Annotated in this window: 23 protein-coding genes; 18 read left to right on the top strand and 5 right to left on the bottom strand. The window is 60.5% G+C overall.

Translation table 11 applies throughout. The annotated features are described in order from the left end of the window. Positions 1-155 precede the first annotated feature (155 nt). The 8 genes from prfB to HDC32_RS14260 all read left to right on the top strand — a co-directional run bounded on the left by prfB (position 156) and on the right by HDC32_RS14260 (position 7,341). Positions 156-1,251 (top strand): peptide chain release factor 2 gene (gene prfB, locus HDC32_RS14295; RefSeq protein WP_098465888.1). Its coding sequence is split into 2 segments (ribosomal slippage): positions 156-227 and positions 229-1,251, totalling 1,095 coding nucleotides; the frame shifts between segments, so codons are not numbered across the junction. Positions 1,252-1,329: 78 nt separating this feature from the next. Further along, positions 1,330-2,832: a lysine--tRNA ligase gene (gene lysS, locus HDC32_RS14290; protein WP_131697290.1), complete on the top strand. Its 1,503-nt coding sequence runs from the start codon at positions 1,330-1,332 to the stop codon at positions 2,830-2,832. A 151-nt stretch (positions 2,833-2,983) separates the two neighbouring features. After that, positions 2,984-3,700 (top strand): TetR/AcrR family transcriptional regulator, encoded by a 717-nt coding sequence (locus tag HDC32_RS14285; protein ID WP_131697289.1) that lies wholly within the window; start codon positions 2,984-2,986, stop codon positions 3,698-3,700. 14 nt (positions 3,701-3,714) lie between these two features. Continuing rightward, on the top strand, positions 3,715-4,263 hold the full coding sequence (locus HDC32_RS14280) for a hypothetical protein (protein ID WP_184744487.1): 549 nt from the start codon (positions 3,715-3,717) through the stop codon (positions 4,261-4,263). Between the two features lie 21 nt (positions 4,264-4,284). Beyond that, positions 4,285-5,562, top strand: a complete 1,278-nt coding sequence (locus HDC32_RS14275) for a flavohemoglobin expression-modulating QEGLA motif protein (RefSeq protein WP_131697287.1) — start codon at positions 4,285-4,287, stop codon at positions 5,560-5,562. A 27-nt stretch (positions 5,563-5,589) separates the two neighbouring features. Continuing rightward, the gene (locus HDC32_RS14270; RefSeq protein ID WP_167654834.1) at positions 5,590-6,495 is read left to right on the top strand and encodes an alpha/beta hydrolase; all 906 of its coding nucleotides are present in this window, start codon (positions 5,590-5,592) and stop codon (positions 6,493-6,495) included. Beyond that, positions 6,492-6,818, top strand: a complete 327-nt coding sequence (locus tag HDC32_RS14265) for a hypothetical protein (RefSeq protein WP_003172217.1) — start codon at positions 6,492-6,494, stop codon at positions 6,816-6,818. The genes HDC32_RS14270 and HDC32_RS14265 overlap by 4 nt, the downstream gene beginning before the upstream one ends. A gap of 94 nt (positions 6,819-6,912) precedes the next feature. Next, positions 6,913-7,341, top strand: a complete 429-nt coding sequence (locus tag HDC32_RS14260; RefSeq protein ID WP_184744486.1) for a hypothetical protein — start codon at positions 6,913-6,915, stop codon at positions 7,339-7,341. Positions 7,342-7,717: 376 nt separating this feature from the next. Here the strand turns inward: HDC32_RS14260 and HDC32_RS14255 are convergent, their stop codons facing one another. The 3 genes from HDC32_RS14255 to HDC32_RS14245 all read right to left on the bottom strand — a co-directional run bounded on the left by HDC32_RS14255 (position 7,718) and on the right by HDC32_RS14245 (position 9,611). Continuing rightward, positions 7,718-8,503: an OmpA family protein gene (locus HDC32_RS14255; protein WP_131697284.1), complete on the bottom strand. Its 786-nt coding sequence runs from the start codon at positions 8,501-8,503 to the stop codon at positions 7,718-7,720. 55 nt (positions 8,504-8,558) lie between these two features. Beyond that, complete coding sequence (locus tag HDC32_RS14250) at positions 8,559-8,969, bottom strand: DUF4398 domain-containing protein (protein ID WP_178116714.1); 411 nt, start codon at positions 8,967-8,969, stop codon at positions 8,559-8,561. Between the two features lie 297 nt (positions 8,970-9,266). Further along, positions 9,267-9,611 carry a hypothetical protein gene (locus HDC32_RS14245; RefSeq protein ID WP_027604509.1) on the bottom strand — a complete coding sequence of 115 codons (345 nt, stop codon included), beginning with the start codon at positions 9,609-9,611 and terminating at the stop codon, positions 9,267-9,269. 183 nt (positions 9,612-9,794) lie between these two features. On the opposite strand from HDC32_RS14245, the gene ppc reads away from it, so the two are divergent. The 7 genes from ppc to HDC32_RS14210 all read left to right on the top strand — a co-directional run bounded on the left by ppc (position 9,795) and on the right by HDC32_RS14210 (position 17,027). After that, complete coding sequence (ppc, locus tag HDC32_RS14240; protein WP_145335080.1) at positions 9,795-12,440, top strand: phosphoenolpyruvate carboxylase; 2,646 nt, start codon at positions 9,795-9,797, stop codon at positions 12,438-12,440. Between the two features lie 296 nt (positions 12,441-12,736). Beyond that, positions 12,737-13,384, top strand: a complete 648-nt coding sequence (adk, locus tag HDC32_RS14235) for an adenylate kinase (RefSeq protein WP_010212617.1) — start codon at positions 12,737-12,739, stop codon at positions 13,382-13,384. Between the two features lie 89 nt (positions 13,385-13,473). After that, positions 13,474-14,160, top strand: a complete 687-nt coding sequence (tsaB, locus tag HDC32_RS14230; protein WP_184744485.1) for a tRNA (adenosine(37)-N6)-threonylcarbamoyltransferase complex dimerization subunit type 1 TsaB — start codon at positions 13,474-13,476, stop codon at positions 14,158-14,160. 160 nt (positions 14,161-14,320) lie between these two features. Continuing rightward, complete coding sequence (locus HDC32_RS14225; RefSeq protein ID WP_065926482.1) at positions 14,321-14,611, top strand: hypothetical protein; 291 nt, start codon at positions 14,321-14,323, stop codon at positions 14,609-14,611. Further along, positions 14,611-15,471 (top strand): DUF72 domain-containing protein, encoded by an 861-nt coding sequence (locus HDC32_RS14220; RefSeq protein WP_131697279.1) that lies wholly within the window; start codon positions 14,611-14,613, stop codon positions 15,469-15,471. The genes HDC32_RS14225 and HDC32_RS14220 overlap by 1 nt, the downstream gene beginning before the upstream one ends. A 26-nt stretch (positions 15,472-15,497) precedes the next feature. Continuing rightward, a complete protein-coding gene (locus HDC32_RS14215; RefSeq protein WP_184744484.1) occupies positions 15,498-16,325 on the top strand; it encodes an isocitrate lyase/phosphoenolpyruvate mutase family protein in 828 nt (275 codons plus the stop codon). Positions 16,326-16,328: 3 nt separating this feature from the next. Beyond that, positions 16,329-17,027 (top strand): extensin family protein, encoded by a 699-nt coding sequence (locus HDC32_RS14210; protein ID WP_131697277.1) that lies wholly within the window; start codon positions 16,329-16,331, stop codon positions 17,025-17,027. On the opposite strand, the gene HDC32_RS14205 is transcribed toward HDC32_RS14210, so the two are convergent. Beyond that, positions 17,024-17,638 (bottom strand): energy transducer TonB, encoded by a 615-nt coding sequence (locus HDC32_RS14205; protein ID WP_184744482.1) that lies wholly within the window; start codon positions 17,636-17,638, stop codon positions 17,024-17,026. The genes HDC32_RS14210 and HDC32_RS14205 overlap by 4 nt on opposite strands. A gap of 96 nt (positions 17,639-17,734) precedes the next feature. Between HDC32_RS14205 and HDC32_RS14200 the strand changes: the two genes are divergently transcribed. Continuing rightward, positions 17,735-18,517, top strand: a complete 783-nt coding sequence (locus HDC32_RS14200) for a class I SAM-dependent methyltransferase (RefSeq protein ID WP_131697275.1) — start codon at positions 17,735-17,737, stop codon at positions 18,515-18,517. Between the two features lie 30 nt (positions 18,518-18,547). Here the strand turns inward: HDC32_RS14200 and HDC32_RS14195 are convergent, their stop codons facing one another. Continuing rightward, complete coding sequence (locus HDC32_RS14195; RefSeq protein ID WP_131697274.1) at positions 18,548-19,183, bottom strand: TetR/AcrR family transcriptional regulator; 636 nt, start codon at positions 19,181-19,183, stop codon at positions 18,548-18,550. Positions 19,184-19,276: 93 nt separating this feature from the next. Here HDC32_RS14195 and HDC32_RS14190 point away from each other — a divergent pair, with 93 nt between their 5' ends. Together HDC32_RS14190 and HDC32_RS14185 are read left to right on the top strand one after the other, a co-directional pair. Beyond that, positions 19,277-20,377 carry an efflux RND transporter periplasmic adaptor subunit gene (locus tag HDC32_RS14190; RefSeq protein WP_131697273.1) on the top strand — a complete coding sequence of 367 codons (1,101 nt, stop codon included), beginning with the start codon at positions 19,277-19,279 and terminating at the stop codon, positions 20,375-20,377. Positions 20,378-20,383: 6 nt separating this feature from the next. Further along, complete coding sequence (locus HDC32_RS14185; RefSeq protein WP_184744480.1) at positions 20,384-23,449, top strand: efflux RND transporter permease subunit; 3,066 nt, start codon at positions 20,384-20,386, stop codon at positions 23,447-23,449. Positions 23,450-23,493: the final 44 nt, after the last annotated feature.

The raw sequence follows: 23,493 nt of genomic DNA, 5'->3' as shown, positions 1-23,493 counted from the left end.
TCGAGGCCGCAACAGATCAAAATGTGGGAGGGGGCTTCCTCCCTCCTACATTTAACCCTGCGTCGTCTGCCTTTTCGCCAGGCGGGCTGCCGCTCCCCCCCGTTTGCCGTTATACTCGCCGGCTTTCAAAAGTTCGCCAACGAGTGCTGCCCGCCATGGAAATCAACCCGATCCTTAACACCATCAAGGACCTGTCCGAGCGCTCCGAAACTATTCGGGGGTATCTTTGACTACGATCAAAAGCATGAGCGTCTGACCGAAGTCAATCGCGAGCTTGAAGATCCGAGTGTCTGGAACAAACCTGAATACGCCCAGGAACTGGGGCGCGAGCGCGCTGCGCTGGCGCAGATCGTCGACACCCTCGACGAGCTGAACACCGGCCTGGCCGACTGCCGCGACCTGCTGGACATGGCCGTCGAAGAAAACGACGAAGGCGCAGTGGGCGATGTCGTCGCCGAGCTGGCCCGTCTCGAGGAAAACCTCGCCAAGCTTGAATTCCGCCGCATGTTCAGCCACGAAATGGACCCGAACAACGCCTACCTGGACATCCAGGCCGGTTCCGGCGGCACCGAAGCCCAGGACTGGGCCAACATCCTGCTGCGCATGTACCTGCGCTGGGCCGACAAACGCGGTTTCGACGCCACCATCATGGAACTGTCGGCCGGTGAAGTCGCCGGCATCAAGGGCGCGACCGTGCACATCAAGGGTGAATACGCCTTTGGCTGGCTGCGTACCGAGATCGGCGTGCACCGCCTGGTGCGCAAGAGCCCGTTCGACTCCGGCAACCGTCGTCACACCTCGTTCTCTGCGGTGTTCGTCTCGCCCGAGATCGATGACAAGGTGGAAATCGAGATCAACCCGGCCGACCTGCGGATCGACACCTATCGCTCCTCCGGTGCCGGTGGCCAGCACGTAAACACCACCGACTCGGCCGTCCGTATTACCCACGTACCGACCAACACCGTGGTGAGCTGCCAGAACGAACGTTCCCAGCACGCGAACAAGGACACCGCCATGAAAATGCTGCGGGCCAAGTTGTACGAGCAGGAAATGCAGAAACGCAACGCGGCTTCCCAGGCGCTGGAAGACACCAAGTCGGATATCGGCTGGGGTCACCAGATCCGCTCTTATGTGCTCGATGCGTCGCGGATCAAGGATCTGCGCACTAACATCGAACGCAGCGACTGCGACAAGGTACTCGACGGTGACATCGACGAATACCTGGAAGCCAGCCTGAAGTCCGGCTTGTAATAAAGATTGTAGGAGCCGGCATGCCGGCGATCCCCGGCCTACGCCTGGGACAACGAACCTGATGGAAAATTTAAAGACATGAGCGACCAACAACTCGACCCGCAAGTCCTGCAACAGGAAGAAAACTCCCTGATCGCCCTGCGCAAGGAAAAGCTGGCTGCCGAGCGCGCCAAGGGCAATGCCTTCCCCAACGACTTCCGCCGCGAAAACTACTGCGATGCCTTGCAGAAGCAGTACGCGGACAAGACCAAGGAAGAGCTGGCAGAGGCTGCGATCCCGGTCAAGGTAGCAGGTCGCATCATGCTCAACCGTGGCTCGTTCATGGTGATCCAGGACATGACCGGGCGTATCCAGGTCTACGTCAACCGCAAGACCTTGCCTGAAGAAACACTGGCCTCGGTGAAAACCTGGGACATGGGCGACATCATCGCCGCCGAAGGTACCCTGGCCCGTTCCGGCAAGGGCGACCTGTACGTGGAAATGACCAGTGTGCGTCTGCTGACCAAGTCCCTGCGCCCGCTGCCGGACAAGCACCACGGCCTGACCGATACCGAGCAGCGCTACCGCCAGCGTTATGTCGACCTGATCGTCAACGAAGAGGTGCGCCAGACGTTCCGCGTGCGTTCGCAAGTCATCGCGCACATCCGCAGCTTCCTGATGCAGCGTGACTTCCTGGAAGTGGAAACCCCGATGCTGCAGACCATCCCGGGTGGTGCTGCAGCCAAGCCGTTCGAAACCCACCACAACGCACTGGACCTGGAAATGTTCCTGCGTATCGCGCCTGAGCTGTACCTCAAGCGTCTTGTTGTCGGCGGCTTTGAGAAGGTGTTCGAGATCAACCGCAACTTCCGTAACGAAGGCGTCTCGACCCGTCACAACCCGGAATTCACCATGTTGGAGTTCTACCAGGCCTACGCCGACTACGAAGACAACATGGACCTGACCGAAGAACTGTTCCGCGAACTGGCGCAACTGGTCCTGGGCAGCACTGACGTGCCGTACGGTGACAAGGTGTTCCACTTCGGCGAGCCGTTCGTGCGCCTGTCGGTGTTCGACTCGATCCTCAAGTACAACCCTGAGCTGACCGCCGACGACCTCAATGACATCGACAAGGCACGCGCCATCGCCAAGAAAGCCGGTGCCAAGGTGCTGGGCTTCGAAGGCCTGGGCAAACTGCAGGTGATGATTTTCGAAGAGCTGGTGGAGCACAAGCTGGAACAGCCGCACTTCATTACCCAGTACCCGTTCGAAGTGTCGCCTCTGGCCCGTCGTAACGACGACAACCCGAACGTCACCGACCGTTTCGAGCTGTTCATCGGTGGCCGCGAAATCGCCAACGCCTACTCCGAGCTTAACGACGCGGAAGACCAGGCCGAGCGCTTCATGGCCCAGGTGGCCGACAAGGACGCCGGCGACGACGAAGCCATGCACTACGATGCCGACTTCGTACGTGCCCTGGAATACGGCATGCCGCCAACGGCCGGTGAAGGTATCGGCATCGACCGCCTGGTGATGTTGTTGACCAATTCGCCGTCGATCCGCGATGTGATCTTGTTCCCGCACATGCGGCCACAAGCGTAAGCGTAGCGAAATCCAAAGCCGCCTTTTATAAGGCGGCTTTTTTATGTGGCATTAATAAGCGTCAAACAAACAGCGCCATGGGATCGTTCCCGCGCTCTGCGTGGGAATGCACACCGTGACGCCCCGCGTCACCTGATAAGGAAGATCCGTCGTGAACCGCGTAACCGCTCAAGAAGGCGCCGCCGGCATTGCCGCTGCCGTGGCTGAAAGCGTCCAGTACCAGGGCCGTAAGGCCAGCCGTCGGGGCAGCGAGCAACGCAGGCAAGACATTCTCGATGCGGCCATGCGCATTGTGGTGCGCGATGGCGTTCGGGCCGTGCGCCATCGGGCCGTGGCGGCCGAGGCCGGCGTGCCGTTGTCGGCTACCACCTATTACTTCAAAGATATCGACGATTTGCTCACCGACACGTTCGCCCAGTACGTCGAGCGCAGCGCTGCGTTCATGGGCAAGCTATGGGTGCGTAACGAAGGCTTGCTGCGTGAGATGGTCGCCTATGGCGATGGCAGCCCGGAATCGCGTTCGCAACTGGCCGATGACATCGCGCGGTTGACCGCCGACTATGTGCTGCGCCAACTGACCAACCGCCGCGAACACCTGATGGCCGAGCAGGCCTTTCGCCAGGAAGCCTTGCTCAACCCGCGCCTGGCGCAATTGGTGCGTTCCCACCAGCAGATTCTGTTGCAGGGCACGGGTCAGTTTTTCCAGGTATTGGGCTCCCGCGAGCCGCAACAGGACGCCAAGGTGTTGACGGCGATTATCAGTCGGATGGAATATCAGGGCCTGCTGGGCGGCGCAGAGCCTCTGACCGGTGAAGAGATGCTTGAGATCCTCAAGCGTTACATGCATTTGGTGTTGGCCTCGGTCTGACACCGGGGAGTCCAATGAAAACCTGGCGTGTGGCGATAATCGCCTTGTCGTTCCTGTTGCTCAGCGGTTGCCTGGTAACGTTCAAGGACCCGTTGCCCGCCCATGAGGCGGCGCCGGATGAATTGCTGGGCCATTGGACCAGCAGGAATGCCTGGGGCGAACCGCTCAATCTGCAAATCAGCAGTGCCGGTGAGCACCGTTATAAGGCGGTGAGCTACCCTAAAGCCACGCCGGCCCAGCGCGATGAGTACCTGTTTACGGTTTCGCGTCATGGCAGCCGCTGGTACCTGTCGGCACCGTTGCCGGCCCGGTTCGGAGGGCATTACTTCCTGGCGGGGTTCGAGTTCGACGATAAGCACGAATTGGTGGTCTATAACCTCGACCTCGAACAGATTCACCAGGCCATCGGGCAACAGGTGTTGCAGGGCAGCAGCGTGGATACCGTCGAAGGCACCGGGGTACGGGTCGACAGTTCCATGAGCCAGGTGTTTGCCTATCTGGATGATCCGGCCAATGCCGATGTGTTCGTTGAAGCCGTGCGCTACCGGCGTGCGGGCAAATAACGTTTAAAGAGGAAGCACCGGGTGGACGATTACCAGCAGACGATACGCACCTTGTCCGATCGCATTGTGCTGGCGCAAACACCGATTCGCGTCCTCGACGCTGTGAAGTGGGACGACAACATTCGCCAGGGGTTCCTCAAGGCCAAGGGCAAGGCAATGCCGGCCGTGGACCGCGACTATTACCTGAACCGGCCGCTGTCGTTCGACTCCAGTGCTGTGAAGCTGGAATTCCAGAACATCGAACGCGACATCACTCGCCGCCTCGGCCAGTTCAGCCCGGTGGGGCAGATCATGCGTCGCATGTGCCGTGAATACCGCATGGTGGTGCGGATGCTCGAAGCGCGCGGCACCGAGGACTTCGGCCTGATTTCCCAGGAACTGTACGGCGCGGCTTCCGATGCCTTCCACGCCGGCGACCCGACCCTGGCTGACCTGGGCCTGATGCTCTCCGACTACCTGAACAATATCGACGGCCGTGGCGACCTCAAGGACGAAGCCAAGACCCTTACCGCCAAGGACGCCGTGGCCCTGCTGCAAACCCGCCTGAACAAGGTGTTTGGCGAGGCGGAAGAGACCATTCGGGTGTTTGAGTCCGACGGCATCGTCGCCGATGCCGCAGCGGGCGCCGACTACATCAAGATCCGCGCCGACGCGATGTTCAACGACCGCGACGTGCGTGCACTGGAAGTCCACGAAGGCCTAGTGCATGTGGGTACCACGCTCAACGGTCAGAACCAGCCGATCTGCACGTTCCTGTCCAAGGGCCCTCCGTCGTCCACCGTGACCCAGGAAGGCCTGGCGATCCTGATGGAGATCATCACGTTCGCCTCCTACCCGAGCCGCTTGCGCAAACTGACCAACCGCACCCGTGCGATCCACATGGTGGAGGAGGGCGCCGACTTTCTGCAGGTGTTCGAGTTCTTCCGCGAACAAGGCTTTGAAATGGCCGAAAGCTATGGCAACGCCAGCCGGGTATTCCGGGGCTCGGTGCCGGACGGCCTGCCGTTTACCAAGGATTTGTCCTACCTCAAGGGCTTTATCATGGTTTACAACTACATCCAGCTGGCCGTGCGCAAAGGCAAGCTGGAGCAAGTGCCGCTGCTGTTCTGCGGCAAGACCACCCTGGAAGACATGCGCACCTTGCGCCAACTGGTCGACGAAGGCCTGGTGGTGCCGCCCAAGTACCTGCCCGAACAGTTCCGCGACATGAACGCACTGGCGGCATGGATGTGCTTCTCCAACTTCCTCAACCACTTGAGCCTGGACCGGATCGAGGCGGATTACTCCAATATCCTTTAAACACTGTTATTCACGAGGCTTCAACGGATGAGAATCCTCGGCATTCTATGCCTGCTACTCACATTGAACGGTTGCAGCTCGTTGCTGTTCTACCCCGAACCCGGCCTGCCGTTCACGCCCGAAAAAGCGCACTTGCAATACCGCGATGTCACCCTCACCACCGCCGACGGTGTGAAGCTGCATGCATGGTGGCTGCCGGCGAAGGCCGGAGTGCCCGTCAAAGGTACGGTACTGCACCTGCACGGCAACGGCGGCAACCTGGCCTGGCACCTGGGGGGCAGTTGGTGGTTGCCGGAGCAAGGTTACCAGGTCCTGCTGCTGGACTATCGCGGTTATGGGCTGTCGGAAGGCAAGCCCTCATTGCCGGCGATTTATCAGGATGTGGATGCGGCTTTCAGTTGGCTCGACAAGGCCCCCGAAACCCAGGGCCAACCGTTGATCGTCCTCGGCCAAAGCCTCGGCGGCGCGCTGGCGGTGCATTATTTGGCGGAACACCCACAGCGTCATTCCCAACTCAAAGCCCTGGTACTGGACGGTGTGCCCGCCAGTTATCGTGACGTAGGACAATTCGCCCTGAGCACCTCCTGGTTAACATGGCCATTCCAGGTGCCTTTGTCTTGGTTGGTGCCCGACGCCGACAGCGCGATCAACGCCATGCCGCAGCTGACCGGCGTGCCGAAATTGCTGTTCCACAGTCTGGATGACCCGGTCGTGCCCGTGGCCAACGGTATCCGCCTGTATCAGGCCGCGCCACCGCCACGAGTGTTGCAGTTGACCCGAGGTGGCCATGTGCAAACCTTTGCCGACAAAACCTGGCAAACCGTGATGCTGCGTTATCTGGATGACCCGCAGCACTTTAACGGCCTGCGCCGCCTGGGCGAAATTCCGAACTATCCGACTCCTAAAGTTGACCCATCAGAGAGCCCGCAATGAGCGAAGAACGCAACATGATCCCGCTGATCCTCACCGGCATCGGCACCATCATCGGTACTGTCGGTTGTCTGTGGTACTACGGCTACCTGCACTTCGCCAAGCCGGAAGATGCTCTGCTGCTCAGTGACTTCACCATGCTCAAGACTGTGCCTGGTGAGGATTACAAGATCTCCCTTACCCCGGCCGCGCAAGTGGCGCAGTGTGTTGATGGTGTACTGGTAATGTTCGACACCGAGCAGAAAGGCCTGAGTGGTGTGCTGGTAAACAACAAGAAGCAGGCTGTGCGTTGCATGGGGCAGGAAACGCCGCAATTGCAGCAGTAAGCTATCGCATCACCGCCGTGGGAAAACGCGATGAAACCTGGCGATTAGTCCTTCGATGCACCTGCGATCCTCATAAGACTGGAACCATCTCAATTTGCCAACCACAGATTATGGGCTGATTGGTATTACTGATCGGTCCTTTTTATTAGTTAATGTGGAGTCGATGTTTATGGCAGGTATCAACGGAGTATCGGGTGCTGGGAGTGTGGGCAATATTGGTAACGCTGGCGGCGGGGCTCAAGGCGGCCTTGAACAGCAGATTCAGGACTTACAAAGTAAAATTAAGCAACAGCAGTCGCAAGGTTCCCAAGGTGGGCAGGGTAGCGGCGGTGCCGGAGGTGAAGAAAGCCTTGAGGAACTGTTGAAGAAGCTGGAAAAACTGCTTGCACAAACGAACCAAGGTGCACAGTCCGGTCAGGGTGCGCAAGACGGTCAGAGTCAGCAAGGCAGTCAAGATGGCGCACAGAGCGGTGCGCAAATCCAGACGCCGGACTACCAGGGGTCAGGCAGGGTTGGCAGCTGATTGGCCGCCTGAGAAAACCCGCCGGTCATAGGCGGTTTTTTTTATAGTGCATGGGACGATCAGTCGGCGACGGGTTTATTTGGAACCATGTCGCGTAAGAAGCCACAGAAAGCGGGGTAACTTACACAGATCAGGGCCGAGAAAGTGGCGACAATTGCAAATCCTTTACCTCCTGTACATCCGGCAAGTTCTGAAAGTCAGGCATTTCGCAATCTGCTGAATATGTGCAGGTGTCATGGGGATCTGGAACGGCGGGCCCAACAGGAGCGTAAACCAAAAATTGAGCTGCCAGCGGAGGACACGCACCGTTCTATCCAGTTCGGCGAACCGAAAAAAAACCCACCGTGAGGTGGGTTTTTTATCCAGCATCAATCAATCAGTTCGCCATGGACGAACGTGGCTTGACGGGCTGGTTGTCGTTGGAGATGGTCACTTCAACACGGCGGTTCATGGCACGGCCCGAGACGCTGCCGTTATCGGCAACCGGGTATTCCTTGCCATAACCCTGGGTCACGATGCGCGAAATATCCACGCCTTGCTGAGCCAGTGCGCGTTGTACCGATGCCGCGCGGCGCTCCGACAGGCTCTGGTTGTACGAGTCGGAACCGGTGCTGTCGGTGTAGCCTTCGACGATCACCTTACGATCCGGATTGTCACGCAGGAACTGCGCAAGCTTGGTGATGTTCACCAGGCCGCTGGATTTCAGGTCGGACTTGTTGGTAGCGAACAGCACGTCGCCGAATGTCACCAGCGTACCGCGTTCGGTTTGCTTGGCATTCAGGCTGTCCTGCAACTGCTTGATCTGCGCATCACGGGCTTCAAGCAGTGCACGGGCACGTTCGTCGCCGGCGTTTTTCAGCTTGGCTTCGGATTCGCGCAGCACGATGGTGTCTTTGGCCACTTCAACACGCTGGTTGGTCAGGTAGGCCAGTTGGTCAACTTTCTTCTGGTCTTCCTTGTCGCGGTAAGCCTTGTCGGCCTTGTCCAGCCATTCGCTGGCGTCCTTGGTTTCCAGCGCGGCAAGCTTGGTGGCTTGCGGGTTGGTTTGCAGGGACGAGAAGTTGGTCCGTGCGTTTTCCAGGTTCGCGTTGGGCGGGGTGGAGCAGGCCGCCAGGGCAACGCTCATCGCCAGCAGGGCAGGGATCATCAATTGTTTACGCATAGTCGTGTCGTCCTTTCAATTCGATATCGGGTGCAGTGCAATCAGGCGCGGCGGTTTATTGCTGCTGGATAGCAGCCGGGCGCATACCTTCCTGACGCAGCTCCTGAACAGCTTTCTGGGAATCCTTCACAGCCTGTTCTGCCTTGGCGGCCTGGGACTTGCGCTCTGCAACGCGAGCATCCCATTCGGCTTGTTCGGCCAGGCGACGCGCCTCGTCATAGTTCTTGTCGTGCATGGCGATTTCGGCTTGCTTGAGCTTGTCCTGGGCCGACTTCATTTCTACGGCCGCGTACTCGGTACCGCCCGCGCTGACTGCGCTGTTGACCGCAGATTGAGTCACCGCGTATTGCTCTGTAGGCGGGTTGCCGGCGCAGCCAGCCAAAACGAAGCTGGTGCCGATTGCCAGCGCGGCCAATTTAAGCCCGCGCAGGTGGTTAAACGTGGATTTGGCAGTGCTGGTCTTCATCGTCTTCAACTCCATTGGATAACTCCTGAAAAACATCAAAATCCATCTCAGTCGGTGAGCGGCTGGGGCGCGGCGGTAAAGCACGACGGGCCCTTTCAAACGGCCGTTCCAAGTGATGGCTTACTGGCTGTGACCGGAGGCTTTTTTCAAAAGTTCAGAAGAGATGGCGATTTGCCTAAAAAAATATCTGACTGATTGGTCAGGGTAAAAAATTGGAACTTTTGCCACGTGCAGGGGTACTCCGAGCCTCGCCAGAGGCCCGGAATACGGGGGGCAGATGGGTGTCAATCGAGTCCGTCAGTGCTTTTGGTCGTCGGCACTGGCAGACAAATCATGCAGATAGCGACGGGACAAGGTCAGGAACCGCGGCGTAGGCCCGACGTCCTCATAGAGCGGGTCACCCTCCTCATCGGTGGCAATCACCTGCTGCCCCTTGATGTACGGAAAGCTGGCTTCCAGCTCTTCCAGGGCCGCCCCGATCAGTTCGCCGAGCAGTTCTTCGGTGTGGCGCTTGGGGTACATCTCGGCAATGGCCGCCAACCGCGCAGCGGCCTCTACATCCAGATGGATGGCGTACTCGGTCTTGGTCAAGCGACCCTTGGCGTTCTCTTCCCAATGCTGGGCCAGTTCTCGAATTTTCATGGCAACCTCAATAGAACCCGCGATGGCAGGCGGTGATGAGTGACCAGTCGCTCGCCTGGATAACGCGGCGACTCACAGTTGAGACTAGCTGCAAGTCACAAGGTTTAAAGTCTTGTCATAAAACGATGCTGGCGGCACTCTGGCAGACCTGCGCGTCCCGGATTTCTGGCTGGAGATTGGCTGATGAGTGATATCGATGCACGCTTGCGTGAGGATGTTCACCTCCTGGGTGAGCTGTTGGGCAACACCATTCGAGAGCAGTACGGCGATGATTTCCTCGACAAGATCGAGCAGATCCGCAAAGGGGCCAAGGCCGACCGCCGCGGAGCCGCCCCGGACAAAGCCGCTGGTGATGAACTGAGCGCCAGCCTCAATCAATTGCAGGAAGACGAACTGCTGCCCGTGGCCCGGGCCTTCAACCAGTTCCTTAACCTGGCCAATATCGCTGAGCAGTACCAGTTGATTCACCGGCGCGATGAGTCGCAACCGGCACCGTTCGAGTCCCGTGTTTTGCCGGAGTTGCTGGCCCGTCTGCAAGGCGAAGGCCACAGCAACGAGTCCCTGGCCCGTCAGTTGGGCCGCCTGGAAATCGAACTGGTCCTCACCGCCCACCCCACCGAAGTGGCGCGTCGCACCCTGATCCAGAAATACGACGCTATCGCCGCGCAACTGGCGCTGCAGGATCACCGTGACCTCACCACCGCTGAGCGCGAGCAGATCCGCCAGCGCCTGCAACGCTTGATCGCTGAAGCCTGGCACACCGAAGAAATCCGTCGCACCCGGCCTACCCCGGTGGATGAAGCCAAGTGGGGCTTCGCGGTGATCGAGCATTCGTTGTGGCACGCCATCCCCAATTACCTGCGCAAGGCCGACCAGGCATTACACGCTGCGACGGGCCTGCGTTTGCCCCTGGAAGCCGCGCCGATCCGCTTTGCGTCGTGGATGGGCGGCGACCGTGACGGCAACCCGAATGTCACCGCGCCGGTCACCCGCGAGGTGTTGCTGCTGGCGCGCTGGATGGCTGCCGACCTGTACCTGCGCGACATTGACCACCTGGCCTCCGAGCTGTCGATGCAAAAGGCCAGCCCGGCGTTGCAGGCCAAGGTCGGCGACAGCGTCGAACCCTATCGTGCCCTGCTCAAGCAGCTGCGCGAACGCCTGCGCGCCACGCGCCAATGGGCCCATACCGCGTTGAGCAGCAGCACGCCGGCGCCTGCCGAGGTCTTGCAGAACAACCGCGACCTGCTCGAGCCACTGGAGCTTTGCTATCAGTCGCTGCACGAATGCGGCATGGGCGTGATCGCCGACGGCCCGCTGCTCGATTGCCTGCGCCGGGCCGTAACCTTTGGTCTGTTCCTGGTGCGCCTGGATGTACGGCAGGACTCCAGTCGCCATTCGGCGGCCATGACCGAAATCACCGATTATCTGGGCCTGGGCCGGTACGAAGACTGGAACGAAGACATGCGCATCAGCTTCCTGATGAAGGAGCTGGCCAACCGTCGACCGCTGTTGCCGGGCTATTTCAAGCCGTCGGCGGATACGGCCGAAGTGCTCAACACCTGCAAGGAAGTGGCCGCCGCACCTGCCGCATCGTTAGGCTCGTATGTCATCTCCATGGCCGGTGCCGCCTCGGATGTATTGGCGGTGCAGCTGCTGCTTAAAGAGTCGGGCGTTCAACGGCCGATGCGTGTGGTACCGCTGTTCGAAACCCTGGCCGACCTGGATAACGCCGGTCCCGTGATCGAGCAACTGTTGCTGCTGCCGGGCTACCGTGCGCGCTTGCAGGGCCCGCAGGAAGTGATGATCGGCTATTCCGACTCGGCCAAGGACGCCGGCACCACCGCCGCCGCCTGGGCGCAGTACCGCGCCCAGGAGCGGTTGGTGGATATTTGCCGGGAGCAACAGGTGGAATTGCTGCTGTTCCATGGCCGTGGTGGGACCGTCGGGCGTGGCGGCGGCCCGGCCCATGCGGCGATCCTGTCGCAACCGCCGGGTTCGGTGGCGGGGCGTTTCCGTACCACCGAGCAAGGCGAGATGATTCGCTTCAAATTCGGCTTGCCGGACATTGCTGAACAGAACCTCAATCTCTATTTGGCTGCCGTGTTGGAAGCGACGTTGCTGCCACCGCCGCCACCGGAGCCGGCGTGGCGCCACTTGATGGATGAATTGGCGGCCGACGGTGTCAGCGCTTACCGCGCAGTGGTGCGGGAAAATCCGCAATTCGTCGAGTATTTTCGCCAGTCCACCCCCGAGCAGGAGCTGGGCCGTCTACCCTTGGGCAGTCGCCCGGCCAAGCGGCGTGCCGGTGGTATAGAAAGCCTGCGCGCCATTCCGTGGATCTTCGGCTGGACCCAGACTCGCCTGATGCTGCCGGCCTGGCTGGGTTGGGAAGCTGCGTTGAGCAAGGCCCTGGAACGCGGCGAAGGCGAACTGCTGGGGCAGATGCGCGAACAGTGGCCGTTCTTCCGCACCCGCATCGATATGCTGGAAATGGTCCTGGCCAAGGCCGACGCCGATATTGCGCGCCTGTATGACGAGCGCCTGGTGCAGCCGGACCTGTTGCCATTGGGGGCGCACTTACGCGACCTATTGTCGCAGGCATGCGGCGTGGTGCTTGGCCTGACGGGCCAGTCGCAACTGCTGGCCCATAGTCCTGACACCCTGGAGTTCATCCGCCTGCGTAACACCTATCTTGACCCCCTGCACCTGTTGCAGGCCGAGTTGCTGGCGCGCTCGCGTCGCCAGGAAGCCGCGCAAGACAGCCCTCTGGAACAGGCGCTGCTGGTGTCCGTGGCCGGTATTGCGGCCGGCCTGCGCAACACCGGCTGAGGTTTTTTGCGTGTTCTCAAAGGCTTGCGAATAAACCACGACGGCCGCCCTGAAAGGGGTGGTCGGCGTTTACAGCGCTGGTTGCACTCAGGCACACCCTACCTATGACGTACGCGTGGCGCGGGTTCCTGCGACTTTTGGCGGCTTGTGTGGTTAGGGCCTGCTGTGTATCTTGATCAGCCTTTGGCCGTTTGGGCGGCTTGGGCCCATATTTTTATGAGCCACATATTTTTACGAGATTGGCCCCACGCGGCGAATCCGAGCGTCATCTCTATAAAAAATTGAGGAGCACATCGATGCGCGTCATTCTGCTGGGAGCTCCCGGGGCCGGTAAAGGTACTCAGGCAAAGTTCATCACTGAAAAATTCGGCATTCCACAAATCTCCACCGGTGACATGCTGCGCGCAGCCGTCAAGGCCGGCACCGAGCTGGGCCTGATCGCCAAGAGCGTGATGGACAGTGGCGGCCTGGTCTCCGATGACCTGATCATCAACCTGGTCAAGGAACGCATCAGCCAGGAAGACTGCAAGAACGGTTTCCTGTTCGACGGCTTCCCACGCACCATTCCCCAGGCTGAAGCCCTGGTGAAAGCCGGCGTCGAGCTGGACGCCGTGGTCGAAATCGCGGTTGAGGATGAAGAAATCGTCCAGCGTATTGCCGGTCGTCGCGTTCACGAAGCCTCTGGCCGCGTGTACCACACCGTCTACAACCCGCCTAAAGTCGAAGGCAAGGACGATGTCACCGGTGAAGACCTGGTGCAGCGTAAAGACGACACCGAAGAAACCGTGCGTCATCGCCTGTCGGTCTACCATTCCCAGACCAAGCCGCTGGTGGATTTCTACCAGAAGCTGTCCGCAGCCCAGGGCAAGCCGAAGTACAGCCATATCCCTGGCGTCGGCTCGGTGGAAGCCATCACCGCCAAGGTGCTGCAAGCACTGAGCTGATCCTTCATCGGCTCGATACACAACGGCCCGCTTGCGGGCCGTTGTTGTTTATACTGGCGCACTTTTTTTCGACTTGGACACCCACACCGATGAGCACCCTGCTGGCCCTGGACACCGCGACTGAAGCTTGCTCCGTTGCCTTGCTGCATGATGGCAAAGTCACAAGCCACTACGAGGTGATCCCGCGCCTGCACGCGCAGAAGCTGTTGCCGATGATCAAGCAGTTGCTCGAAGACGCTGGCATCACGCTGTCTGCCGTGGACGCCATTGCCTTTGGCCGCGGCCCGGGGGCGTTTACTGGTGTGCGTATCGCCATTGGTGTGGTTCAGGGCTTGGCCTTTGCGTTGGAGCGCCCGGTGCTGCCGGTCTCCAACCTTGCCGTACTGGCTCAGCGTGCCTTGCGCGAACAGGGGGCCCGGCAGGTGGCGGCGGCTATCGATGCACGTATGGACGAAGTGTATTGGGGCTGCTACCGCGAAACGGCTGGCGAAATGCGCCTTGTCGGCGTGGAAGCCGTGCAGCCACCGGAATCGGCGGTATTGCCCGCCGATGCCAGCGGTGACTGGTTCGGCGCTGGCACCGGCTGGGGTTATGGCGAGCGTATCGGCGTTCAACCTGCTGGCCAGGACGCCACCCTGTTGCCTCACGCCGACGATCTGCTGACCCTGGCGCGCTTTGCGTTCGAACGTGGCGAGGCGATTCCTGCGGATCAGGCTGCACCGGTTTACTTGCGCGATAAAGTGGCGCAGACCAAGGCGGAAAGAGGGATTAGTTGACGCCAAAAATGATGGCAATTTGAGGCAAAAGCCGCCAATCGTCAGAATTTGCCCTCGTTTTTAAACCTTTTTCAAATTATGTGTTCTAGTTATCACCAGAGCATTTGCGCGCGACGGACAGTGCTGCCAAAATGCCATTACTGATAGCGAGTTCGCGCCTATGCGTATTGATGGATTTTCCTCACAGTCGTACCCAATCAAGCGCAAGCCGCGTAAGGCAAACGCTACGGTGGACGACTCCGTCGAGGATTCGCCGGATTTCATCGAGGTCCAATCCGATGCGCAGGCCAGTTCACAAGCCCGCATCAGCGGCGTTCCCGCCCGCCAGCAAGACATGGTCTTCCCGCGCTCCATGAGCAAAAGCGTTGCCACCGCCCTGGCCAGCTACCTGACCACCGCCGGATTTGTCGAATGGGATATGGAAGTGCTGGGTCTCGACATCCACATCTGATGCGTTTGCCTTACTACCTCGGCTGCCCGTCCTGGAGTGAAAACGCCTGGCGCGAGTACCTGTACCCAGTCGACGCCCGCTCCGGCGATTACCTTGCCCTTTATTCCCAGGTCTTCAACGCCGTTGAAGGCAATACCACGTTCTACGCTCGGCCCTCGGCCGCTACCGTGCAGCGCTGGGCCGACATCATGCCCGAAGATTTTCGCTTCACAGCCAAGTTCCCCGGTGACATCAGTCACGGTGGTGACTTGCGTGAGCAATTGCCGGCAGCGGAAAGTTTTGTCGGTTTGATGAGCCCGCTCGGTGAACGTGTTTCACCGCTATGGCTGCAACTGTCGGCGAGTTTTTCGCCGCAACGCCTGGCTGAACTGGCCGGCTTTATTGATGGCCTGGAACGCCCGATGGCGGTGGAAGTACGCCACCCTGAGTTCTTCGCCAGGGGGGATGCCGAACGTACGCTCAACCGCTTGCTGCGTGATCGAGGTGTCGAGCGCATCTGTCTCGATCCGCGCGCGTTGTTCAGTTGCACGTCAACTTCGGCGGCGGTGCTGCATGCACAATCGAAAAAGCCCAAGGTGCCGCCCCGTCCGGCAGCGCTGACCCAGTTCCCCCAAGTGCGTTTTATCGGTCATCCGGAGCTTGAGGCCAATGACCCGTTCCTGGTCCCGTGGGTGGAAAAAATCGCTGGTTGGATCGAAGAAGGCCGTACGCCCTACGTATTCCTGCACACCTCGGACAACCGCCTGGCCGCACAACTGGCCCTGCGTTTCCACGCCAAGTTGATGGTGCGCCTGCCCGGCCTTCCAGCACTGCCGACGTTAGATCGGCAACCCGAAGCGGAACAACTGGGGTTACTCTAGGGCTCTATTCCCGCCAGGAGTCAGTCATGGATGCCCAAACCCTTCGCGCCGAAACCTTCAAGGCCTTGCATGAGCGCGACCGCGCCTTCGTGATGCCCAATCCATGGGACGCGGGCTCTGCCGTGATGCTCGCCAGCCTTGGCTTTGAAGCCCTGGCCACGACCAGTGCAGGTTATGCGTTCAGCCTGGGGCGCCCGGACGCGGAAGGGGCATTGTCCCTGGAAGACACCTTGCGCAATGCCGCCATGATCGCCAAGGCTACCGCGCTGCCGGTGGCGGCCGACCTGGAAAACGGTTTCAGCGACACCCCCGAAGGGTGTGCACAGGCCATACTGAGTGCCGCCGGCAGCGGCATCGTCGGTGGCTCTATCGAGGATGCCACCGGCATTGCCGTCGACCCAATCTATCCCTTCGACCTCTCCGTAGAGCGCGTGGAAGCTGCCGTGGCCGCTGCCCGCAGCTTGCCATTCCCCTTCACACTGACCGCTCGCGCGGAAAACCTCCTGCATGGTCGCGTGGATCTGCCCGACACCATTCGCCGCCTGCAGGCCTACGCCGAAGCCGGTGCCGACGTGCTCTATGCGCCGGGCCTGCGCAGTGCCGAGGACGTGCTCGCGGTGGTCAAGGCCGTGGCGCCAAAACCGGTGAACGTGTTGATGTCCGGCGGCCTGAAACTCAACGTGGCGCAATTGAGCGCGATGGGGGTAAAACGTATCAGCGTGGGCTCGGCCATGGCACTGGCGGCCTATGGTGAATTCTACCGAGCGGCCCAGGAAGTGTATGAGCTGGGCACCTTCAGCTTTACCGAGCGCTCGATGCCCTTCAGCAAGGCCAATCAGTTCTTCAAGGACTGAGCCGTGCGTTTTTTCAGGGTGCTGGGTGCGCTGCTGGTGCTCGGCGGTGCATTTGTCGTGGGTGTATGGCGTGGCTGGCTGCCATTGCCGGCTGAATGGAACCCCTGGTCGCCGCTGGATGTACGGTCCAGCCCTAACCTGTTGACCCGCTACAAGTTGGGACGCCTGCAGGACGACCCCGCGCTGTGCGACCAGGTGCTGAAAACCGCTGGCCTGCGTGTCAGCCATCAGGCTGACACGCCCGCCGACGCTGCCTGTCCGCTGCGCAATACCTTGCGCGTGCAGGGGGCAGACGTGGCATTAAGCAGCAGCTTTCTGGCCAGCTGTCCGTTGGCCGTGGCGTTCGCGCTGTTCGAGCGTCATAGCCTGCAGCCGGCGGCCCAGGCGGTGTTCGGCCAAGCCGTGACGCGGGTCGATCACCTGGGCAGCTTTGCCTGTCGCAACATGTATAACCGTGCCGAAGGGCGGCTCAGCCAGCATGCGTCGGCCAATGCCTTGGATATCGCCGGGTTTCGCCTGGCGGACGGGCGCAGTATCAGCGTGCTCAAGGATTGGTCGGGGGAGGGTGACAGTGCGCGGTTCCTGCGCCAGGTACGCGATGGCGCCTGTGATGATTTCAATGTGGTGTTGAGCCCGGACTACAACGCCGCGCACCGCAACCATTTCCATCTGGACATGGGCCGTTGGTGGGTGTGTCGCTAGGCCGCCAGGCGCAGGTTGTGGGTGATCAGTGGGCGTGCCCAGTGGTAATCGAAGTCCAGCGCCTTTTGTTGTGCCAGCAGTTCTTCGGTTGGGTAAGGCGTGGCAGGTGGTGGCAACAGGTCCAGTTCGAACTCGGCAATCGGCAAGTGCAGAGGACGTGGTTCCGGCGCCGGGCCGGGCTCAGGCAGCGGCTGGCCGGCAGTCAGGACGATGGGGCGAACCCAAGTGCTTTCGAAATTCTGCTGGCGTTGTTGAGCGACGATTTCTTCCTGCGGGAATGGCGTGGCGGCTGGTGGCAGCAACTCGGTTTCGAATTCGGCGATGGGCAGGAACAGCGGCTCAGGTGGGGCGATCTCGGTGTCTTTGACGTCGCACTCACGCTGGGTGAGGATCTGCGACAACAGGTCTGCGCCGGCGCTGGGCTCTACTGCCGGGTCCGCCGGTGCCTTGGCGGCGAGCGCGTCCGGCGTTTCACCGAGCTGCTCGGCCAGCGCCCGGGCGAAGAAGTCCTGCCACACATGACTCACCCCGGCCAGCGCTTGAGTATTGCGCAGGCCGTAGTGGTTGTGGGTCGGCAGTACACCGATGGTTAGGGGGAGAATGTCTGACATTTTTCTCGGTCGACGCTCAGCTCTGGCAAAATACCTGACTGTTATTTTTATCGGCCGTTGTTTGCCGATCCTTAATATTTTTGAGCGTAGCGATTGATGAGCGAACAACCAGCGGCCAGCCGCATCCAGGTCGAGGCCTTGGGCGAAGGTTTCCAGGCCCGGGCCGAGCAGTGGGCTGAACAGCTCGGCTTGCCTTTACAGCTCGCGGAGGCGGATTTTTCCCTGCAGGTAGGGGAGCACGGCCTGCAACTGCAGCAGCTTGGGCCTGACGCGCCGGGTCCGGTGCGGGTGGACTTTGTCGAAGGCGGCGCGGCTCACCGGCGGCTATATGGTGGCGGCAGCGGGCAGATGATTGCCAAGGCCGTGGGCATTGCCCAAGGCGTGCGCCCTTGTGTATTGGATGCCACGGCCGGTCTGGGCAAGGACGCGTTCGTGCTGGCCAGCCTGGGCTGCGAGATGAGCCTGATCGAGCGCCAACCGCTGATCGGTGCCTTGCTCGAAGATGGCCTGGCGCGCGGCGCGCAGGATTTTGAGGTGGCGCCCATCGTCGCGCGCATGAAGCTGCTCAAGGGCAACTCCATTGACGTGATGCTCAATTGGCAAGGGGAGCCGCCCCAGGTGATTTACCTCGACCCGATGTTCCCTCACCGTGAGAAAACCGCCCTGGTGAAGAAAGAAATGCGCCTGTTCCGCCCGCTGGTGGGCGATGACCCGGACGCACCGGCCTTGCTGGCCGCCGCCCTGGCCCTGGCCAGCCACCGCGTGGTGGTGAAGCGCCCGCGCAAGGCGCCCTGCATCGAGGGGCCCAAGCCGAGCCATGCGCTGGATGGCAAGTCCAGCCGGTATGACATTTATCCCAAGAAAGCACTCAAGCCTTAAAAGGTACGCAAGAACTTGTAGCGAGCCCGCTCAAGGCCTATAGGCCCGCATAAACAACCCCACCACCTCCTGCACATGGGCTTCGGCGGCTTCTTCACTCAGTCGCCCCCCACAGCCATAAAGCAGGCAAAAGTTCGCCGTGCCCTTGAGCAGGCAGAAGAAGTGCTCGGCCGCGGTAAGCGGTCTGTCGATGCTCAGGGCGCCGCTCTGGTCAATCTTGCCGAGCAGGCGTTCCATGCCCTGGAGCATGCGCATGGGTCCGGCTTCAAAGAAGATTTGGGAGAGTTTCACGTCCTGATTGCCGGTGGTCATCATCAGGCGATGCAGGTTCACCGACTCTTCACTGTTGATCAGCCGATGGAACCCCCGCCCGATATTCAACAATACCGTTTCCACCGGCATGCCTTCGGGCAGTTCGAAGTACATCACCGGCAACTGTTCCTCGCACTTGGCCACCACGGCGGCGGTGAACAAGGTTTCTTTGTCGGTGAAGTGACTGTAGACGGTCAGTTTCGACACGCCGGCCTCAAGGGCCACGGCATCCATGCTGGTGTTGGCGTAGCCATTGCTCAAGAACAGGGTTTTCGCTGCCGAGAGGATAGCCTGGCGTTTTGCCATGTCCTTGGGACGCCCAGGGCTATTGGTGTTTACACGATTGTCGGACATTTTCACCTTTAATACTGGACTGGTGAGTTTGGTATTAATAACATACCGGCCAGTATAATTATTCCTAGCTTCATTTGCGAAAGGTCCTTCAGCATGCGCAGCACTTTCCTGCCCTTTGCGTTGCCTGTCTGCCTGGTCGTCCTGTTGGCCGCTTGCGGCCATGAAGACCCGATCCAGACTACCGTCCGCCCGGCCATGGTGGTGCAGCCGCAGCCCTCGGCTCAGGCGACGGACAGCTACCCGGGTGAAGTACGCGCTCGTTATGAGCCGGACCTGGCCTTTCGCATCGGCGGCAAAGTCAGCAAGCGTCTGGTGGAGGAGGGCGAGCGGGTCAAGGCCAACCAGGCGCTGGCGGAACTGGATCCTCAGGATGTGCGCCTGCAACTGGAGGCCGCCCGTGCCCAGGTGGCCGCTGCCGAGGCCAACCTGAGCCTCGTGCGCGCCGAGCGTGATCGCTACAAGACCCTGATGGACCGTCAGATGGTCAGCCGTTCCCAGTACGACAATTCCGAAAACCTTTACCGTTCCGGCGAAGCGCGTCTCAAGCAGATCAAGGCCGAGTTCGACGTGGCCAGTAACCAGGCCGGTTACTCCGTCCTGCGCGCCCCCCAGGATGGCGTCGTCGCCAAGCGCGCGGTGGAAGTCGGCCAGGTGGTGTCCGCTGGCCAGACCGTGTTCACCCTGGCCACCGATGGCGAGCGTGAAGTGCTCATCAGCCTGCCTGAGCAAGGGTTTGGGCGTTTCAAGATCGGTCAGCCGGTAGCCGTGGAATTGTGGAGCCAACCGGACCAGCGTTTCACCGGGCGCATTCGTGAACTGTCGCCTGCGGCTGATCCAAAATCGCGCACCTTCGCGGCTCGCGTTGCCTTCACCGGCGGCAAAGTCCCGGCGGAACTGGGTCAAAGCGCTCGCGTATTCATACAGACCGATGGAGTTATTCCGCTGTCGGTGCCGCTGTCTGCCCTGAGTGCGGAGAACGGTGCGTCCTACGTCTGGCGTGTACAGCCGGACAACACCCTCAAGCGCACACCGGTACGCATCGGTGCCTTCGGCGAAAAAACCGTACCAGTGCTGGAAGGCTTGACCCCCACCGACTGGGTGGTCGCAGCAGGCGTGCATGTACTCCATGAGGGCCAGCAAGTGCGCCCGGTGGATGGCTCCAACCGTATAGTGAACCTGGCGGCCAAGGAGTAGTCCCCGATGGCTTTCAATCTTTCCGAATGGGCGTTGCGTAACCGCCAGATCGTACTGTTCCTGATGATCCTGCTGGCTGTGGTCGGTACCTTGTCCTATACCAAGCTGGGGCAAAGCGAAGACCCACCGTTCACCTTCAAAGCCATGGTGATCAAGACCAACTGGCCCGGCGCTACGGCCCAGGAAGTCTCGCGCCAGGTCACCGAGCGCATCGAGAAAAAACTGATGGAGACCGGCGAATACGAGCGCATCGTCTCCTTCTCTCGCCCAGGAGAGTCCACCGTCACCTTCATTGCGCGCGACTCCATGCACTCTGTGAAGATTCCTGAGCTGTGGTACCAGGTGCGCAAGAAGATCAGCGACATCCGGCAAACCTTGCCGCCGGATATCCAGGGGCCGTTTTTCAACGACGAGTTCGGCACCACCTTCGGCAATATCTACGCCCTGACCGGCGACGGCTTCGACTATGCCGTACTTAAGGACTACGCCGACCGCATCCAGATTCAGCTGCAACGGGTGGCGGATGTGGGCAAGGTCGAGTTACTTGGCCTACAGGATGAGAAGATCTGGATCGAGCTGTCCAACCTCAAGCTCGCCACCCTCGGCCTGCCGTTGGCCGCTGTACAGCAGGCGTTGCAGGAGCAGAACGCGGTGTCCACTGCCGGCTTCTTTGAAACCCCGAGCGAGCGTGTGCAACTGCGTGTGTCGGGTAACTTCAAGACGGTGGAAGAGATCCGTAACTTTCCTATTCGTGTCGGTGATCGAACCTTCCGCATCGGCGATGTAGCCGACATTCACCGCGGTTTCAACGATCCACCGGCGCCGCGCATGCGTTACATGGGGGCGGATGCTATCGGACTGGCCGTGGCCATGCGGGATGGCGGCGATATTCTGGTGCTGGGCAAGGCTCTTGAAGGCGAATTCGCACGCTTGCAAAAGAACCTTCCGGCGGGCATGGAGCTGCGCAAGGTGTCAGACCAACCGGCAGCGGTAAAAACCGGCGTCGGCGAATTTGTGCAGGTGTTGGCCGAGGCGTTGGCGATTGTCTTGCTGGTGAGCTTCTTCTCCCTCGGCGTACGCACTGGCATGGTCGTAGCCCTGGCGATACCGCTGGTGCTGGCAATGACCTTTGCCACCATGTATTACCTCGGCATTGGCCTGCACAAGATCTCCCTCGGTGCGCTGGTATTGGCCCTCGGCTTGCTGGTGGATGACGCGATCATCGCCGTGGAAATGATGGCAATCAAAATGGAGCAGGGCTACGACCGGCTCAAGGCTGCCAGTTTTGCCTGGACCAGCACGGCCTTCCCGATGCTCACCGGCACGCTGATCACGGCGGCCGGCTTCCTGCCGATTGCTACTGCGCAGTCGAGCACAGGTGAATACACGCGCTCGATTTTCCAGGTGGTGACCATCGCGTTGCTCGCCTCATGGGTCGCCGCCGTGGTGTTTGTGCCGTACCTGGGGGAAAAACTCCTGCCGGACCTGGCGAAGATTCACGCGGCCAAACACGGCACCGATGGTCCGGATCCCTACGGCACGCCGTTCTACCAACGTGTAAGACGCTTGGTGGAGTGGTGCGTGCGTCGGCGCAAAACCGTGATTGTGCTGACGTTGCTGCTGTTTATCGGCTCGGTGGCGTTGTTTCGCTTTGTGCCACAACAGTTCTTCCCGGCCTCGGGCCGCCTGGAACTGATGGTCGACCTGAAACTGGCTGAAGGCGCTTCCCTGAGCAACACTGCCGACCAGGTCAAGCGCCTGGAAGCCTTGCTCAAGGAGCACGCCGGCATTGATAACTATGTGGCCTACGTCGGCACCGGTTCGCCGCGTTTCTACCTGCCACTGGACCAGCAACTGCCAGCGGCCAGTTTTGCGCAGTTCGTGGTGTTGGCTAAAACTATCGAGGGACGCGAAAGCCTGCGCACCTGGCTGATCGAAACGCTTAACGAACAATTTCCCGACCTGCGCTCCCGTGTCACCCGCCTGGAGAACGGCCCGCCCGTGGGCTATCCGGTGCAGTTCCGCGTAACCGGCGAACATATCGAGGAAGTCCGTGCCCTTGCGCGGAAAGTCGCGGCCAAGGTTCGTGAAAATACCCACGTGGTCAACGTGCACCTGGACTGGGAAGAGCAGAGCAAGATCGTCTACCTCAATATCGACCAGGACCGCGCCCGCGCACTCGGCGTCAGTACCGCCAACCTGTCGAAATTCCTGCAAAGCTCACTGACCGGCTCCAGCGTCAGTCAATACCGAGAGGACAACGAGTTGATCGAAATCCTCCTGCGCGGCACCGTCCACGAACGCACCGAGTTGTCGCTGTTGCCCAGCCTGGCGGTGCCGACTGACAACGGCAAAAGCGTGGCCCTGTCGCAGATCGCCACTCTCGAATACGGCTTTGAAGAGGGCATTATCTGGCACCGCAACCGTCTGCCGACGGTGACCGTGCGCGCCGATATCTACGGCAAGGAACAACCGGCGACCCTGGTGCAGCAGATCCTGCCAACCCTTGAAGGCGTGCGCGCCGAACTGCCGGATGGCTACCTGCTGGAAGTCGGTGGCACCGTCGAGGACTCCGCTCGCGGGCAGAACTCGGTGAAGGCCGGTGTGCCGCTGTTTATCGTGGTGGTGCTGACCTTGCTGATGCTGCAACTGCGCAGCTTCTCACGCTCCGCGATGGTTTTTCTGACCGCGCCGTTGGGCCTGATTGGTGTGACGCTGTTCCTGCTGGTGTTCCGCCAGCCCTTCGGCTTCGTGGCCATGCTCGGGACCATCGCGCTGTCTGGGATGATCATGCGCAATTCGGTGATCCTGGTGGACCAGATCGAGCAGGATATCAAGGCCGGCCTGGCGCCGTGGCAGGCGATTATCGAAGCTACCGTGCGGCGTTTCCGCCCGATTGTGCTGACCGCCCTCGCAGCGGTGCTGGCGATGATCCCGCTGTCACGCAGCGTGTTCTTCGGGCCGATGGCGGTGGCGATCATGGGCGGGCTGATTGTGGCGACGGCGTTGACGCTGCTGTTCTTGCCGGCGTTGTACGCGGCGTGGTTCCGGGTGAGGAAGGGTGTTGTGTAAGCCTTGGAGTAACTTGGCGCGCTGATGGGGAACCTTTTTCTCAC

The organism is Pseudomonas sp. JAI120, from assembly GCF_014207255.1.
Taxonomy (GTDB): Bacteria; Pseudomonadota; Gammaproteobacteria; order Pseudomonadales; family Pseudomonadaceae; genus Aquipseudomonas.
The sequence above is the reverse complement of the archived record's forward strand: the minus strand, read 5'-3'. Positions and strand labels throughout refer to the sequence as shown.